This window comes from Leucobacter musarum subsp. musarum, assembly GCF_001273845.1.
In the GTDB taxonomy this organism is placed as follows: domain Bacteria; phylum Actinomycetota; class Actinomycetes; order Actinomycetales; family Microbacteriaceae; genus Leucobacter; species Leucobacter musarum.
Window position 1 is genome coordinate 21,210 of record NZ_JHBW01000108.1, and the last position, 15,791, is coordinate 37,000.

The 15,791-nt window shown below is 63.1% G+C and carries 21 protein-coding genes; 14 read left to right on the forward strand and 7 right to left on the reverse strand.

Annotation, left to right across the window (positions count from 1 at the left end; all coding sequences use genetic code 11):
- Position 1 precedes the first annotated feature (1 nt).
- Positions 2–1,288, reverse strand: coding sequence for a Y-family DNA polymerase (locus tag CH42_RS14470; protein ID WP_239684072.1), 1,287 nt, complete (start codon positions 1,286–1,288; stop codon positions 2–4).
- Entirely contained in the window at positions 1,269–1,649 is a 381-nt protein-coding gene (locus CH42_RS14475) for a LexA family protein (RefSeq protein WP_239684073.1), read from the reverse strand. Before CH42_RS14475 ends, CH42_RS14470 begins: the two co-directional genes overlap by 20 nt.
- Before the next feature lie 488 nt (positions 1,650–2,137).
- Here CH42_RS14475 and nrdH point away from each other — a divergent pair, with 488 nt between their 5' ends.
- From nrdH to CH42_RS14535, 9 genes are all read left to right on the forward strand, one after another.
- Complete coding sequence (nrdH, locus tag CH42_RS14480) at positions 2,138–2,368, forward strand: glutaredoxin-like protein NrdH (RefSeq protein ID WP_053353956.1); 231 nt, start codon at positions 2,138–2,140, stop codon at positions 2,366–2,368.
- Between the two features lie 9 nt (positions 2,369–2,377).
- The gene (locus CH42_RS16445; RefSeq protein WP_053353917.1) at positions 2,378–2,686 is read left to right on the forward strand and encodes a hypothetical protein; all 309 of its coding nucleotides are present in this window, start codon (positions 2,378–2,380) and stop codon (positions 2,684–2,686) included.
- The gene (locus CH42_RS14490; protein WP_053353918.1) at positions 2,683–3,198 is read left to right on the forward strand and encodes a thermonuclease family protein; all 516 of its coding nucleotides are present in this window, start codon (positions 2,683–2,685) and stop codon (positions 3,196–3,198) included. The genes CH42_RS16445 and CH42_RS14490 overlap by 4 nt, the downstream gene beginning before the upstream one ends.
- A gap of 602 nt (positions 3,199–3,800) precedes the next feature.
- The gene (locus tag CH42_RS14505; RefSeq protein ID WP_053353921.1) at positions 3,801–4,226 is read left to right on the forward strand and encodes a hypothetical protein; all 426 of its coding nucleotides are present in this window, start codon (positions 3,801–3,803) and stop codon (positions 4,224–4,226) included.
- A gap of 44 nt (positions 4,227–4,270) precedes the next feature.
- Positions 4,271–4,534, forward strand: coding sequence for a type II toxin-antitoxin system Phd/YefM family antitoxin (locus tag CH42_RS14510; RefSeq protein ID WP_053353922.1), 264 nt, complete (start codon positions 4,271–4,273; stop codon positions 4,532–4,534).
- The gene (locus tag CH42_RS14515) at positions 4,531–4,791 is read left to right on the forward strand and encodes a type II toxin-antitoxin system RelE family toxin (protein ID WP_053353923.1); all 261 of its coding nucleotides are present in this window, start codon (positions 4,531–4,533) and stop codon (positions 4,789–4,791) included. The genes CH42_RS14510 and CH42_RS14515 overlap by 4 nt, the downstream gene beginning before the upstream one ends.
- 27 nt (positions 4,792–4,818) lie before the next feature.
- Positions 4,819–5,199, forward strand: a complete 381-nt coding sequence (locus tag CH42_RS14520) for a hypothetical protein (protein WP_053353924.1) — start codon at positions 4,819–4,821, stop codon at positions 5,197–5,199.
- A 378-nt stretch (positions 5,200–5,577) separates the two neighbouring features.
- On the forward strand, positions 5,578–5,970 hold the full coding sequence (locus tag CH42_RS16730; protein ID WP_053353925.1) for a hypothetical protein: 393 nt from the start codon (positions 5,578–5,580) through the stop codon (positions 5,968–5,970).
- A gap of 534 nt (positions 5,971–6,504) precedes the next feature.
- Positions 6,505–6,735 carry an antitoxin VbhA family protein gene (locus CH42_RS14535; protein ID WP_204374556.1) on the forward strand — a complete coding sequence of 77 codons (231 nt, stop codon included), beginning with the start codon at positions 6,505–6,507 and terminating at the stop codon, positions 6,733–6,735.
- A gap of 10 nt (positions 6,736–6,745) precedes the next feature.
- On the opposite strand, the gene CH42_RS14540 is transcribed toward CH42_RS14535, so the two are convergent.
- Positions 6,746–7,318, reverse strand: coding sequence for a recombinase family protein (locus CH42_RS14540; protein ID WP_053353928.1), 573 nt, complete (start codon positions 7,316–7,318; stop codon positions 6,746–6,748).
- 213 nt (positions 7,319–7,531) lie between these two features.
- Between CH42_RS14540 and CH42_RS14545 the strand changes: the two genes are divergently transcribed.
- From CH42_RS14545 to CH42_RS14565, 5 genes are all read left to right on the forward strand, one after another.
- Entirely contained in the window at positions 7,532–8,200 is a 669-nt protein-coding gene (locus CH42_RS14545; RefSeq protein WP_156322599.1) for a hypothetical protein, read from the forward strand.
- A 392-nt stretch (positions 8,201–8,592) separates the two neighbouring features.
- Positions 8,593–9,243 carry a hypothetical protein gene (locus tag CH42_RS14550; protein ID WP_075205416.1) on the forward strand — a complete coding sequence of 217 codons (651 nt, stop codon included), beginning with the start codon at positions 8,593–8,595 and terminating at the stop codon, positions 9,241–9,243.
- A 118-nt stretch (positions 9,244–9,361) separates the two neighbouring features.
- A complete protein-coding gene (locus CH42_RS14555; RefSeq protein WP_053353931.1) occupies positions 9,362–9,718 on the forward strand; it encodes a hypothetical protein in 357 nt (118 codons plus the stop codon).
- 72 nt (positions 9,719–9,790) lie between these two features.
- Positions 9,791–9,979, forward strand: a complete 189-nt coding sequence (locus CH42_RS14560; protein WP_075205417.1) for a hypothetical protein — start codon at positions 9,791–9,793, stop codon at positions 9,977–9,979.
- A 343-nt stretch (positions 9,980–10,322) separates the two neighbouring features.
- Positions 10,323–11,669: a ParB/RepB/Spo0J family partition protein gene (locus tag CH42_RS14565; protein ID WP_053353933.1), complete on the forward strand. Its 1,347-nt coding sequence runs from the start codon at positions 10,323–10,325 to the stop codon at positions 11,667–11,669.
- Positions 11,670–11,817: 148 nt separating this feature from the next.
- Here CH42_RS14565 and CH42_RS14570 read toward each other — a convergent pair whose 3' ends face one another.
- The 4 genes from CH42_RS14570 to CH42_RS14585 all read right to left on the reverse strand — a co-directional run bounded on the left by CH42_RS14570 (position 11,818) and on the right by CH42_RS14585 (position 15,632).
- Positions 11,818–12,498, reverse strand: coding sequence for an SOS response-associated peptidase (locus CH42_RS14570; protein ID WP_053353934.1), 681 nt, complete (start codon positions 12,496–12,498; stop codon positions 11,818–11,820).
- Between the two features lie 154 nt (positions 12,499–12,652).
- Complete coding sequence (locus tag CH42_RS14575) at positions 12,653–13,150, reverse strand: hypothetical protein (RefSeq protein WP_053353935.1); 498 nt, start codon at positions 13,148–13,150, stop codon at positions 12,653–12,655.
- The gene (locus tag CH42_RS16735) at positions 13,147–13,872 is read right to left on the reverse strand and encodes a hypothetical protein (protein WP_053353936.1); all 726 of its coding nucleotides are present in this window, start codon (positions 13,870–13,872) and stop codon (positions 13,147–13,149) included. The genes CH42_RS14575 and CH42_RS16735 overlap by 4 nt, the downstream gene beginning before the upstream one ends.
- An 86-nt stretch (positions 13,873–13,958) precedes the next feature.
- Positions 13,959–15,632, reverse strand: a complete 1,674-nt coding sequence (locus CH42_RS14585) for a hypothetical protein (protein ID WP_156322600.1) — start codon at positions 15,630–15,632, stop codon at positions 13,959–13,961.
- Positions 15,633–15,791: the final 159 nt, after the last annotated feature.

Genomic DNA, 15,791 nt, shown 5'->3' on the forward strand with positions numbered 1-15,791 from the left:
CCTAGGCCCTTGCTTCGCAGAGTTCGGACCAATGAGTCGTTGCGCGGCGTGACAGCATCTCGCGCTTCATCGTCCACACAGGCGCACCTTGCATCCCGCCGCGGCCGATGCCAATTGCGCGAGGGCCGAGTTTCTGCGTGATTAAGTCGAGGGTTTCACCAATCCGCCGACCCTCGTACTCGGGTTCAAAGAGGGCCAGCGGTGCGACGTCGAGCTTCTTGCGGAGTCCGGTGAGTACGACGCCGGCACGTACGTAGTCCGAGCCCGGTCGGATGCGGGGGAGCGCCGTAAACGCAGCTTTCGCGATGCCCACGGGGTCATCAGTCTCAGTCGGCATCCCGACTGCAATGTGAGCCGTATGGAATTCACCCTCACGAAATCGACTCGTCGACGCCCACGCCGATACGATGCCCGTCACCAGGCCGCGCTCTCGGAGCCGACTGCTCGCGCGTTGTGCGTAGATCGAGAACACCTGCTGCATCCCCTCGCGCGTCGACACAGGGGCTGAGAACGAGCGGGAGAAGATCAGCTGCTCCTTGTTCGGCGGCTGCTCCTCGAGCGGGATGCACGGGATGCCGCGAAGTTCGTACACGGTGCGCTCCATCACCACGGAGAACTTCTTCCTGATCCACTTCGCGTCTGCGTCGCGGAGATCTTTCGCGGTGAAGATGCTCATCCCGGCCAGACGCTTCCCGGTACGACCGGCAATGCCCCAGAGGTCGGTGGTTTGAGTGCCGGCCATGATGCGGTCTAACCAGTCGGAATCGTAAGCGCCAAGGTGGCAGACACCACCCAATGACAAGTCGGCCTTCGCCCCGCGGGAGGCGAGCTTCGCCTGCGTCTTCGACTTTCCGATGCCGACCCTGACGGGGATGCCGGTGCAGCGCAGTACTTCGGCGCGGATCTGATGCCCGATTTCGGTGACGGCCTCCACGCTGCCCCGGAGTTCGATGAACGATTCATCGATCGAATACACCTCTTGCCATGCGGAATAATGCCCGATCAGCGTCATCACGCGCTCCGACATTGACCCGTACAACTCGTAATTGCTGGAGCGTGCGATGACGCCGGCGGTCGCTGCCCATTCTTTGATCTTGAACCACGGCGCTCCCATCTCCACCTGCAGCGCCTTCGCTTCGCGCGACATCGCGACCACGCACCCGTCGTTATTGGAGAGCACCACGACGGGCCGCCCGTACAGTGCGGGGTCGAACACCCGCTCGCAGCTCGCGTAGAACGATTCGCAGTCCACGAGAGCGATCCACCGTTCACCCCCGGAGGACATCATGCACCGCCTTGGAGACCACGCCCCAGATGTGGAGCTCGGAGAGTTCGGGGACCACGATGTCGGGGTGGTCGCGGTTTTCGGCCGCGAGCGTCGCGCCGGCCGCGGTGCGACGCAGACGTTTCACGGTCATCTCGCCGTCGAGGACCGCGACGACGACGTGGCCGTCGTCGGGAATGATCGAGCGGTCGACAATGAGGAGGTCGCCGTCGAAGATCCGGGCCCGTGTCATGCTGTTTCCTCGCGCGCGGATCAGGTACGTGGCCACGCGGTTGGGCATTAGGTGCTCATTGAGGTCGATCTCGTTCGTTTCGTAGTCCTGGGCGGGGGAGGGGAACCCGCACGCGGCCTCGATCACCGCCATCGGAACGAGCGCGGGCGCAGCGTCGCGGGTGAGTGCCCAGACCCTTTCGACTCGCATTTCGCCTCCCAATACTCGAACATATGTTCGATGAACCAGTATGCGCCCCGCTTCCGACAATGCGCCAGTTCGCGCGCGCTCCGCGCGCCGTCCGCTGCGCGGGGGAGTGAGTGGCCGTGCCGGCCACTCCTGGTCGACGCCGGCAAAGCCGGCCTCTATTTGTGGGGGCTTCGCCCCGTTTTCTTGCCGTGAAGCCTTCGGCAGCGTACGGCCGCTGCGCTCTCCACGGGCACGGTCGCTCACCCGCTGCGCGGCCGAGCTTGTCGCATCGCTCTCGCGTGTCTGCGCCACGCGGGAGCGACGCTGCGTACCCCCTCCGAACTCCGCGCCCTGCAGGCACATACGTGCCTTCACGGCAAAAAAACGTGAGGGAGGGATTGGAACAGCGCGGGCTGGCGCATCTAGTAAGCAGGAGGTTCATCATGAGCAAGATCACCGTCACCGTCTACAGCCGCCCCGGCTGTGTGCAGTGCACCATGACGTACCGGGAACTCGACAAGAATGGAGTCACGTATGACGTCGTTGACCTGGCAGCGGATGCGAGCGCGTACGGCGCGATCGAGCACTTGAAGTACCAGCAGGCACCAGTCGTGTTCGTGGACGACGACACGCACTGGTCGGGGTTTCGGCCCGACAAGATCGCCGGACTCCGCGCACGATAATCCCAGACCATGTGGCACAAAGACACCATGAACCCCGAATACCCCAGCAACCCGTTATCCGTGGACGACCTCATTGCCCGGGCTCCTGCCGAGTATGAAGAGCTTGTGGTGGATATCACGCCCTACCCTGAGCCGTTCGGAATCGACGTGCACCTGGTCGGTGGCACGATCGTGCAGATGCTCCCTGACGGCAGCCGTCGCACCATCCTCACCCCAGAAGTGGGCGTGGGTTACCGCATCCCGTGGACCCTGCGATTGCGCGCTGCACTGCTCCGCGCCTCACTTCGACGGCTCGCTCGCAAAAAGGGTCAACTGTGACCCGGGCAGCGCTTCGAGCGATCGCGACGCTCGCACTCAGCATCGCCACCGTCACGACATTCCAGAGCTGCACGGGTACCCCCGCGCCTGCCAGCGACGCCGCAACGGAACTCGGGGAGGTCATCGCCGTCGTCGACGGCGACACCATCGACATCCGCACCGACCAAGGGGAATCGCGTGTACGCCTCATCGGCCTCGATACGCCCGAGATCAACCGATCAGGCGGCAACGACGAATGCTACGCCCAGGAAGCCCGCACAGAACTCGACACCATGCTCTACGGCCGCACCGTCGAACTCACCACAGACCCCTCGCAGGGCGACACCGACCGATACGGACGGCTCCTGCGCCACGTCACCATCGATGGGCAGAACGCCGCGCTCACGCTCATCGAATCCGGTGCGGCACACGAGTACACCTATGACACTCCCTACCTCGGGCAAGCCGAGTACCAGGAGGCCGAAGCGGAGGCACGCACAGACGCCCTCGGGCTCTGGAGTCAGTGCTCGTAACCAGAACTCACCAGAACGGAATTGAAGTGACAATGATTTCTACCCTGAACGGGACCGACATCACATTGGTGGTCCTCGCGGTTTCGGCCCTCGTTGGCGGGGTGACTCTCGTTATCGGCGTCATGACGCCTGGCCAGAGCGGGACGAATCTTCAAGCAGCCGGATGGGTTCTCGCATTAGCGGCCCTTGCAGTTCTCGCATTGGTCATCATCGTTCAGGCACTCATCCCTGATCCCGTCGCGGTGAAAGTCCCATCGGCATTGCCAATTTAAGGTGACCGCGCCGAACGAGCGCTCACTCACCAAATCAAGAATGAAGGAGAATTTTCATGTGGTCTTACGGTACGGGCCTACTGGTCGGCACGATTGTGCTCGTTGTCGGCATCTTCATAATTTATGTCTGCTTGTCAGCGACGTGTCGAGATGACGAAGTGAAAGAGATCTTCGCGGAACTAATGCCCGGAGTGCTCATAGTTTCGATTGTTTTGTTCGTACTCTGGAGCCTCCTGAGTGCCCTTGTGTTTGTGAGCACGATGCCACTGTTCTGACCCGACGGGGTGCTTCCCTCAATATCTGCAAGACCGCACACACAAAGGATTCGAAATGACGTTCACGACCATCAGCGGGTTGATCCTCATCGCCTGCATGACGCCGGCAATCGTCTCAATCATGAGAATGCGAAGGCTGCCTGGACGGGTTCCACAATGGACTATTTACCTCGCCATGTCAGGCGCGATCATTGTGACCGGGATCGGAGCAGTACAAGGCGTGCTGGAAGGCAACTATTGGCTCCTGCTCCCGTGGGTCTTCCTGGTAGCGCTCGCAATCACCTGCTTTAGCGTCTTGCGCATTCTCCGTACTGCCACGCTCGATGAAGCCACTGCGGATGAGGCTGCTGCGGTTGCCCGTACGAGGCTAATCATGATCCACCTGCGTCTGATGCTCTCGTTTGGTGTTTCGGCGGCCGCGAGTGGATTGGTCTTCCTGGTGGTAATCCCCATGCTCGAGGCCCAAGTCGCGCTTCACTAGAAACTATGTGTGTACACAGTTTGCAAAGCTGCTACCATTGACACATGGCTACCGTATCGAATGAAGTGTCCACGCGAGAACTGCGCAACCAGCTCTCCGACGTCCTCGGACGCGCAATGTACGCGGGGGAGCGTATCGGCGTGACCCGAAACGGGAAACTCGCTGCCGTGGTGGTCAGCGTGGCAGATCTCGAAGCGCTCGAAGCGTTCGAGATGGCACAGGACGTCGCCGCATACCGTGACGCAAAGGCAGAGGATGATGGCGAGCGCGTATCGCTGAGTGAGCTGCGCGCTGAGCTCGCGTCGTGACCTACCGCGTCGAATTCACCACGGCCGCAGCCAGGCAGATCAAGAAGCTCCCCAAGCCGGCGCGAGACCGCATCCTGGAAGCCATCACCGGCCTGGGCGCAGACCCCCGGCCGCACGGCGTCAAGAAACTCACGGGTGAGCAGACAGCCTGGCGGATCCGTATCGGCGAGTACCGCGTGATCTACGACGTCTACGACACCGAGCTCATCGTCACCGTCGTGCGAGCCGGACACCGCCGCGACATCTACGAACGCTGAATAGCAACGAACGAGGACAACGAGAACATGACTGAAAACGTGAGCCAGGATCACCAGGGCATGGTGGAGCGAATCGAAGACGAGCTGCGTGCCACTTTCGACCGTGAACCGTTCGCCGACGAGATCGCGGAACGGTACATCGCGGAACGGCTCGCCGCCGTTGGTGGTGAAGATGCCTTGCGGGTTGCGTCGGAGGTGATGGCGATGGTCGAGCGGCTGGACATCTCTGACCTCGTGGCGCGGATGGACCACGATTCGTCTGGTAATCCGATAGTGAATACGCCTGAACAGCGCCGTGCGCAGGCGGTCTGGTCGGTGGGAAATGAGCTTACGCAGCGGGCCGCAACCTGGCAGCGGATCTTCGCGCGAGCGGTGTCGACAAGTTCACGACCAACAAATGAGTCGTAGCGATTTCGCTACATTTTTCTCATGAGGTTCGCTATCGCAGATCCGCCGTACTTGGGTCGGGCGAGACGTTGGTATGGAGATGGCCGGGGGCATTCAGGAGGGCTTGGCCGCGCCGATGAGCATCCCAACGCGTCAGTGTGGGATGAGCCCGAAACGCACGAGCAGCTCGTCAGTCGGTTGGAATCTGAATATGACGGCTGGGCTATTGCGATGGCGCCAGACTCTCTCGGCACTTACCTGCGCGTGGCTACAAGCGCTGCACAGGTGGCAAGTTGGACTCGCGGGAATGCAATCCCGTCGGGATCTCGCGTTCGATCACTCTGGGAGCCCGTGCTCGTGCGCGTGCCCGATGAGCGACGAGCTCATGGGTCCGGGCCGATGGTGGATAACGTGCTCACGGCAGGCATCACCCCTGGAGGGTTCTCGGGACGGAAGCCTGAAGCCTGGACGCATTGGGTGCTGACGATGCTCGGCTACGACCCCGCCGTCGACGACCTGACCGACATCTTTCCTGGGAGCGGTGCCGTAACTGCTGCGGCCGCGACGTACGTTGTCCCTGAGGGTGCTGGGCGGCGGCGCATCGCGCCACCAATGCAGGCTCAGCAGGTCCGTCGCACCGCACGGGCAAGCTCTGCCCGCAAGTCCGCGGTCATCGCTGCACTTCGTGCCGGTGGATCCGTGCGATCCGTTGCATCTGACGCGCGCCTATCCACGAACACGGTTCAGCGGTGGAAACGTGAGGCCGGCCTCAGTCCGCTGGATGTCTCGTAAGAGAGGTGACCCGGCAGTTGGGTCGGACGAATGATGACCAAATCTGATTCAAAGGGGGCACTGCCTTGGGGATCTATCCTTTCCGTGGTTGGTGGGCAGAAGATCACCGCATAGCGGGGCGACCACTCTCGATTCTTCTGTACGCGATTTCACGCGAATCTGGCGAAGAGATCACCCAGTCCAAAGCGCGGGCCGAATTGGGCATCGGCGAGAGAGCATGGGTCTCAGCGAAGCAAAAGCTTGCCGAAGCGGGATTCCTGGTCGAGGTGTGGGACCGATACCCCAAGCGAGATAGGCGTCGCAGGATGGACCCTGACGCGCGACCCCTACAGAAGCGGTTCCGGCTTTTTCTTCGTGATGCGCCACCCGGCACTTACTATTCGCAAGAGAACACGCGATTTCAGCTCGACGTGGCGACTGAAGATCTCACTCCTGAAGAGTGGCCCAAGGGTCTGCTTGTTCCGGGGAGCTGGCAGAACCAGAGCTCGATCTACCTCGATGAGCCCTCATGGCGAGAATTCAAGGGATTCGGCAGTGCGTCGTAACGGATCGCCAGCGGAGCTGGTCAAGCGGCGCCGCGTGATGCAGGAAGCGATTCATAGCATGGAGATGGCCGGCGCATTAGTCGATGCCGAGACTCGGGATGACGCTGAGCTGTACGTCCAGGGCAAAATCAGTTCGACCGAACTCGTGGAGCGAACCCGAGCGCGCTTCGGGCTTGCGGCATCACATGGCGAGCACGATCACCGTGGCGTAGTCGAGTGATTCTTAAGCGTTAGGGTTCGTCGGACTGTGACTCTGTCAGGGTTTTGTGGACGACGCCGATGGATACCCCGATGCCGGTGGCAATCGTTCGGATCGATTCACCGCGCGCACGTCGGGCGTGAATCGCTGCGCGTTTGTCGTCGTCGATGACGGTCGGACGCCCACCAACGCGCCCAGCGCGGCGCGCGGCTTCGAGTCCGTTGCGTGTCTTTGCCACGATGTCGCGGCGCCGGTCTTCGGCGAGGGCAAGGGCGAGGTCCAATATGAGCGACCGTTCAGCGTGCTCGCCGGCGGCGATCCCCTCGAGCACCTTCACCGCGACCCCACGAGTGAAGAGGTCATTGAGGACGATGAGCCCCTCGAGCAGGTTGCGGCCCAGGCGGTCGACTTCTTGCACGCACAGCATGTCTTCCCCAGTGCGAAGCTCGTTGAGCGCTGCCTGGAGCTCGGGGCGGTCGACGGTGGCGAGCTTGCCGGATACCTTTTCTTCGAACACACGCCAGCAGATCGGGTCGAGTGCGTCGTGCTGTCTGCGAGTGTTCTGCTTGTCGGTCGAGACTCGGACCAAGCCGATGAGCGCCATCTGTACATTCCTTTGTTCGCAAAACGTGCTTATCGCAGTATGTGAATAATATCAGTAAATGAACGGGATGATGAACGCTCCGTGGGGGAATATGCGCTGGAATTGCACTTGCTGGCGGGGTGTTCATGAAACGACCGTTATGTGAACGCGTGATCAGTCGCCCCCGACGTGGAATGATCGGTCGCCGACTGCACCTCACAGGTAAGGTGAATTGTGCCGTTCGACCACAAAGACCAGAGACTGGCAAGGCTGTACGACCGTGAGCCGTCGCGAGTCGCATATGTAGATGAAGCCTTCAGAATGGATGGCCGTGGCGATCCGTTTTATATCTTCGGTGCCGTTGTTGTTGATTTTGATGCCCTTGATGATTTGCGTGACGACCTGCTCGACATTGTCGAGGGCGACTACTGGCATACGACTAAAGCGTTCAATGACGAACCCACGAAGCAGAAGCTGCGCGAGCTCACGCAGTATCTAGCTGACGAGGGGTCAATTTCGCTGTGCACGATCGACACAGATCCGACTCACTTCGGGGACAAAGCCGATGTTCGAGCGTACTCATTCTTCTCACTCGCTCGAGTTGTGGCAGAGCAATACGGTGCAGAGCTTCTTGTTTATGAGCGCCGGCGAGAGGGTGAAGAGGAAGACGCCGATCATAGGTCAGAGCGACAGATCAATGCGGCCGAACAGACGCGAGATCTTCGTTTGCATGCGGGAACGCCGTGGAGTGAACCGTTGCTATGGGTGCCTGACATTATCGCTTCAACGCTGCGCCGGAGTCTCGCGTTTCAGGATGACGAGTGGTTCGAGCCGCTCCGAGAAAAGACAACGATCTATCGTGCTGGAAGCTTTGAGACAGTGCGACTTGTGGCCCAAAAATGAAACAACCCCCGAGGGCCGCAGCAAAACTCAGGGGGTCCGACTGACTGGAGGGGATGTACCCGACGCGCCAGTCGTTGTTTCAATCAATATTGTAGGCGCAATGTATGGCGGAGTCAACGCACTTAGGAGTGCACGATCGATAGCGACGGCGCTGCGCGCCTTTTCAAACAGCAGGGCTGGGTGACGTCGGAGCAGCCATCCGCGTTACTCCAGGTCGGGGAGAGTGCCCGGCCCGTCATTTTCGGCGAGATGGGGTGCGCCAGGCAGGACTTCTAGAGGGCAGGACCGGGGTTTCGTGCGTGCATGCGTGCGGGGAGTTCGGTTCGGGTTCCTCGAGCTCTGGAGCATCTGCGCCGCAGATCGGTGAGAGGGACCGTGACTCGGAGGTCATCTTGCCCACACCACTGAACCCCTACGACACCGGCTACCGCCTGGAACCAAAACCGTGGCCGGTCGGATCAGACATCCCCGCCGATGACTTCGGTCGCGTCGACTTCGAGAACGACGAGGGCGCCACGGTGTTCACCGTGCGGATCCAGAAGACCGAGGCCGGCTACATCGCCCGTATCGACGAGCACAGCGACGTCCAGCTCACCATCGAAACCTCGGCCCAACGCCAGGATCGAGAGGAAGCGATGCAGTTCCTCGATCAGCAGCTCAACGCGATCTCGCAGAAGTACTTCGACAGCCCGCTCGAGTACGAAGACCCTGACGCGTTCGGTGCGGGCAATTTCGTCATCTACAACGAGGGCGGCGATCGCCGGATCTCAATCGAAGAGCAGTTTGTCGGTACCGACTCATCCGACATCGAGCGCCTCCCCGACAGTTGGGAACTCACCATCGGAACCCACGACCGCCGCGAGGGCTGGAAGTGGGGAGAGATGAGGGAGTACGGGCCGGGCGAGGTGCAGCAGCTCGTCGACCGCGTGGACTCGTGGGCGCAAGACCAGGTGCGGGAACAGAACACCCGTGCGGCACTGCACGCTCAGAACCGGCAGCAGATGCATCAGATGCAGCCGCCGGCGCCGGGGATCACGATGTAGTAGCCCGGGGGAACGGTCTGCAGGGTGGGTGCAAGCACGAGCTCGCACCCACCCTCTCGCCATCGCCCCTCACCACGCAGCTTCACGAATCACCCACAGAGTAAGGTCACCACTCCTCATGAATATGCCACCCCCAGACACCACGAACGCGCCTCCGAAAGGTGCGAATGGAGACCTTGTATGGTTCTGGGGACTCACGATCCCGCTCGTCGCCGTCGTGCTCGTCACCTCATTCATTGGCCGGTTCGCGGGCTACGGGCTCCTCGAGTCCACCATCCCCTCTCAGCTCGCAGAAGCTCTGATGTGGATGCTGGTCTACGGTCCATTCCTCATCGCGGCCGTCGTGCTCATTGGTGGTGCGATGCTGCGCGAACACCGGGGCATCCAAATCTGGTACTTCCCACTCCTTGCGATCGCGCTCGTCCTGGCCGCCTGGGTAGGTGGGTACGCCGTCATCTTCGCGTATCGCAACTGAACACAGCGACAAGGGTGGGTGTGAGCATGAGCTCGCACCCACCCTTTCGTGTACCCGACGTATCCTGGCTTCATGCGAGCAGCCGCCATGATCTACCGAGACGCCGGCGCCGTACCCGACGATGAGAAACACCTCCGCCTCCACGGGCAGTACGAGAGCGAAATCATCGAGGGCCCCGACCGTGCAACGTGGGTCGAAGCGAAAGCGGCGTGCGAGATCCCCGAGGGTGCGATGCTGCTGAGCTGGGACCGGATCGAGTAACCCGTGCCGCCGGGGCGGCGCCACGGGGCTGAGAGCGCGCCCAGCGCGCGCCCTCAGCAGCGGACACCCGCATTCGCGGGCGGCTCAGCAGGCTTCGCCTGCATTCATTTGCCGGGAAGCAAGCGACAGGGTAGCGACACTCCGCTTCCACGCCAGGTGGCCGGCGCCATCCTGCGCTGCGCTTCGGATGACTCCGGCCGTCACGGCCTCGCTCGTCGCAGCTACCGCTGCGCCGTGCGGGGCCGTTCCTCCACCTGGCGCTCCAGCTCCGTGACGCTGTCGGCGATTCTCGCCTCCCCGGCAAAAGAAATGAGGGGGAGGGAACGACGATCAGGAGGACACCATGACCGAGACCCAAACCGCACCACAGGGCACCCTCGAGTACCTCGACCCCAATCTGCTCATCATCGAGGACAACGTGCGCAGTGAGGTCAAACTCAGTGACGAGTTCGTGGAATCGATCCGCCAGCACGGCGTACTCACCCCGATCTCGGGATTCCGGGGCCAAGACGGTGCAGTTCTGGTTCGGGCGGGTCAGCGCCGCACTTTGGGTGCACGTAAGGCAGAGCAGGCCACGGTGCCGGTGTTTGTGGTCGACGCGGCCACCACGGTGACGGCGCGCATCGTGGATCAGATCATCGAGAACGATCAGCGCCAGGAGCTCACCGAAGCGGAACGCATTGTCGCGTGGAAGCAACTTTCGTTTGAGGGAATGAGCGACACGAAGATCGCCGCCGTCACCGGTGCGAAGCGTGACCGCGTGAAGACCGGTGTGCGCGTCGCCAAGGCCGAGCGCGGCACCGAGATCGTCGCCCAGGGCGTCACCCTGGATCAGGCGGCCGACATGCTCGAATTCGCCGACGACCCTGCAGCCGTCGACCACCTCACCAAGGTTGCGACCGAGTCCCCGTTCAACTTCCGCCACGCGCTGGAGCGCGAACGCCAGCGCCGGGACCAGCGAGAGGCATGCGCTCCGATGGTCGAGGCGGCCGAGAACGCGGGCTTCGAGGCGGTCACGACGTATGCGGACGCGAACGACGGCTACCCACTCCACGAACTGCGCACCGAAGCGGGGAAGCGTCCCACCGTCGAAGATCTGCGCGGCAAAGACGGGGTGCTGGCGTTCGTGCAGTACGCCTACGAGGGACCCCGCACGAGCTACTACGTCAGCGACCCCGAAGCGCTCGGCTTCACTATCGACGCCCCCACTGCCCAGCAGTCACAGTCGGGTCCGATGACGGACGAGCAGAAGTCGGCACGCAAAGAACTGATCGCCAACAACAAGGACTGGGATGCAGCCGAGATCGTGCGCCGCGAATGGCTCACCGAACTCGTCAACCGCAAGATCCTCCCGAAAGACGCACCGCTCGTCATCGCTGAAGCGATCGCGCACGGTCACTGGCAACTCAGCGCAACGATGGGGCGCGGGAGCAGCCTCGCGAAGAAGATGCTCGGCATCGAAGCCACCAACCGTGAGGGCATGGCCATGTACCTCGTGAACCACCCCAACCGTGCACAGAACGTCACCCTCGCCGTGATCCTTGGCGGCATCGAGGAGACCACCAGCCGTGAGACGTGGCGCCACCCGCGTGACGAGTACGCTCGCTACCTGCAGGCGCTCGCATCCTGGGGATACCACCTCAGCGACGTCGAGAAGATCGCCGCGAAGCAGGGCGGTGACCAGAGCTAACCGGTGAGGGGGACCGGGCCACCAAAATGGGGTAAAGGGTGGCCCGGCGCTCCCGCAAACACCGCGTGGAGCTACCCCCGCGGCAAGGTCAGGTGCGGGGGTGCCTTGACCCTATGCGAAACGGTGCTTCGTGCCTAGTAAATTTTGCTCACGCTGCCGGTTCAATCAGTTCAGGCCCGTCACCGCGCAGCGGCCGAACTTCCCACTCGTGCAGCTGCTCCGAGATCCCGACTGCGCCCTCGGAGGCGGCTGCGAGCAGCAGCTCGTCGCCCACCGTTTCCGGGTCGAGCCAATCGGTGATTAGCTCGTCGGCGAGGAACACGGGCATGCGGTCGTGCAGCGGTTCCATGACGCCGGTGGAAGCGCGCGTGATGATCGTGGCCGTCAGAACCCATTCCTCCTCCGGTGATTTCCACCACCGGTAGAGGCCGGCCATCGGGAGGATGGCCTGCGGCCCGAAGATCGCGTGCGGGATGCGCTTGGACTTCGGACCCGTCCACTCATAGAACCCGGACACGGGCACGACGCAGCGTTGCGCTTTCATGCTCGGCTTGAACGTCGGCTTCTCCAGCAGTGTCTCCGAGCGGGCGTTGAAGGTGAACTTCGGTTTCCCGTCCTTGTTCCACGGCGGGATGATGCCCCAGTGCGCGAGGTCGAAATGTCGCTCGCCGTCCTTGTCGGAGGTCAGCGCGATCGGGAGCCCCTGTGTCGGTTTCAGATTCCACGATGGCTCGTACCCCTCGGGGCGCTGCAGCATCCACGCTTTCAGCTCGGTGCCGTTGGCGACATCCATGTTCTCGTCGTAGTCGACGATGACTCTTCCGCACATGCGCCCAGGCTACGCGCCAGACGCGACATCGAACAGCGACACCGACGGCGATGTCGCTGAGCGTGACGTCGCGAGATGTCGCCCCCTGGGTACGCGAAAGGCCCCGGCGGTGTCGCCGGGGCCTCGGGTGTCGCATGTCGCGGTGTCGTGTCGCCTAGAACGGGTTCTCGGTGCCGATGTTCTGCGCGCCGGGATCTTCGAGATCCTCGAGCAGTACCTCGGTCGATGACTCCTTGTGATCGAGCCAGAACCGTGCCCGGTTGATACGGCGTGCGAGCACGACCACCTTCTCCTCGTACTCGTCCTCCGTCATCTGCCCCGACTGCACGAGCTCGTCGTACAGCTCGGTGAGGATCTTGTACCGCACCTCCGTCGCGAACCCGACCTGCTTGTCAGTGCCCTGGAGAGGAGAGAGCCCCTGACGTTCGGCATCGTCGAACGCTTCTTGTTTGCGTGCCTCGAGCTTGGCTTTGAACTCTGCCGACATCGGGCGCGAACGCTTCCACTCTTCGGTGCTGCAGGCGCGGCATTTCTGCGTCGCCCACCAGTCACGCTTCTCGGCACGCTGCGACTTCGCGGTGTCGGAGAGATCCCGCACCTGCGAGTGCCCGCAGGCGTGCGTCACGATCGGTTTCAACGTGGCATCACTCATGCTGCAGCCCCCGTCTCAGGCGCTGCGGCCGACGCTGCCTTCTTCCGCAGGCGCTGACGAGCGTAGATCGCGCCGAGACCACCACCGATCAGGGCGATGCTGTACTTCACGATGTCGCTCACGGGCATGCCGCCCGTGGTCGCGAGCGTGCGCGGCTGCGCCGCGACCTGCTGCAGCGCGGGCGAGGCCACGTAGGGCGACTGCACCCAATCCGCGATCGGCACCCACTGGTCGATGGGCTGCTCCGGCACGACGCCGGGATCGACGATGCCCGGGTCGACCGGAACCACGGGCGGGTCGACTGGGTCCACGGGATCGACCGGGTCCACGGGGTCAACTGGGTCCACGGGATCAACCGGGTCGACAGGGTCGACGGGATCGACCGGGTCTACGGGGTCAACGGGGTCGATGGGATCTTCGAGCGCGGGGGTTTCGGCGGTGTCGCAGTCGACGTCGACAATCGGAGGCGCGTCCTCGGCGTCGGCTGCTGCGGAGCCAGCCAGATCTTCGGGAACGATTTCGGCCTCAGCGTCAGCATCGAGGACGTCGACGCTGCAGTCGGCGGTCACGTCGACGGCCGGCTCCGGGGAGGTTTTCGGCTTCTCAGCGTGCGGCGCCGTGGACTGGGTGGTGTCGGGGGTGGTGTCGTCCGCCATTGCTGCGGTCGGGGCGAGGACGAGGCCGGCGGCGACGGCCGCGGTGATGAATGCTCGGGTTTTCACTGGTGCTCCATATCGGGTGCGGGGTGGGTTGGGATGAGTTGCCTCGAGCGGGGGACCGCGCTCGCTGGGCGACTCCAGGGTGAAGATCACTTCTCGCGCGCACCTTCCGACTTCGCGGGCGCCAGTGAGGCGAGGGCGTCGCCGGTATCGACCACGAGATTCCCGTCAGGGGTGAGCGCAACCGGTGTCACGCTGTCGCCGGTGAGTTCAGTCGCGCCGCCTTTCGGGTTCACGAGCGCGTCGGGATCGGTGGCGTAGAACTTGTCGCCGACCGCGCTCTGGATGTCGCGACTGGTTTCGGTGGTGGCACCTGTCGTCGCGTCGATGAGCAGACCGGCGTACGCGACATGCGCCCCGTCCCGGGTCGATGTCGCTGCCTGATCCCGGTCAGCTCGGAGGGGGTGGGAAGAGATGATGTCGCCGGTCTTCATCGAGTGAACGGCGACCGTGTCGGTGTCGCCGTCCGTCCAGACGACATAGACGTGCTTCGGGTCGCCGCCGATCCACCGCGACACTGTCGCCGTGTCGCTGGGAGCCGCGAGCGTGATGTCGCGACTGTTTTTGCCGTCGCGATCGGTGACGTAGGCGACACCCTTGTTCGTGCCCCACGTGATCGTGTCGCCGGACGCTGCGACAGGGACCGCACCTTCGGTGGGGACAGCGACAGTGTCGCGTGTCGCGTCAGCGTTGATCGCATCGTATGTCGCGCCGACCTTGGCGACAGCGAACACCATGTCGCCGCGCAGCGCGAGCGACGTGTCTCCCAACTCGGCCGACGACCATGTCGCGGTGTCGCCGTCCTGCTTCGCCGCGGTGTCGCGGCGCTCCTTCGTGTCGCGCTTACTGGTGTCGCTCGTCCAGAGGTGGAGGGTGTCGCCGTCGACCACGAGCGCGGTGTCGCCTGCCCAGTACGCGAATGGTGTCGCCTTGCCGGTGAGCTTCTGCGTCGCGACGATGTCGCCTGTCTCGGTGTCGATGATGCGTGCAGTGTCGCTGCTCGCGGTGATGAGTGTCGCCCCGTCGTGGCTCTCGGCGGTCGCGTCCATGTCGTCGTCGAGCACCCACTCGGGTGTCGCGTTCCACCCCGACAGAGTGATCTGTGTCGCTGGCTTCTCGGGTGTCTCCTCCGACGTCGCGCTCGCGTTGGGTGCGGACACGATGACGCCGGTCGCGACAGTCGCACCCAAGACCAGCACCCCGAACGCGCTCGCGATCACCCACGGAGCTCGCGACGATCGGCGCCCACCACCCTGCTTCGGGGGACGCGACATCGTAGGTCGCGTATCCGCGTTCGATCGCTGAGGTTTCAGAGCCGGAGCGTCACGGAGATGAATGGAGAGTTCTGCTGCCGCCGGCGTCGTCTCGTCGCGTTCCTCTAGTGCGCCGCCGAGCAGCAACGCGATCGGATCAGTGTCCACGGCCTGCTCGTTGAACGCTGGGGGTGCCACGACCACGACCGCCTCAGCTGGGCCGGGTTCGCCCCCACCCGCTGCAGCGGCCGCCACGGTGTCGGGCGTCTTGCGGCCGCCCGCTTTCGACTTCGCCTTCCGTTTCTTGCGAGTAGCGTCCGACGCCGTGGTGACCGGCTCGGGCGCCGCCTCGGGTGCGGGTTTCATCTCTGGGAAGAACCGACCGAGTTCGAGACCGCAATCGAGACAGATCGGGTCGTTGACGTTGACCGTGTTTCGGAAGTAGCAGAACGGGCACTGCACTTCGCGCGTTTCAGGGGGTGCGGAACTCTCCGCCGTCGTATCGCTCATGCCCTACGAAGGGGAGCGGCGCGCAGTTGGGGGTGAGTGAATCCTCGCCCTTACATCCACGCGAACCCTCCGGCTTTCACCCGCAGCAAGCTGCAGCTCTGCTGCACCACCGCCACAGCTATCACCACCAGCGCATGCTGCTTTGCCGACCTCTTCAGC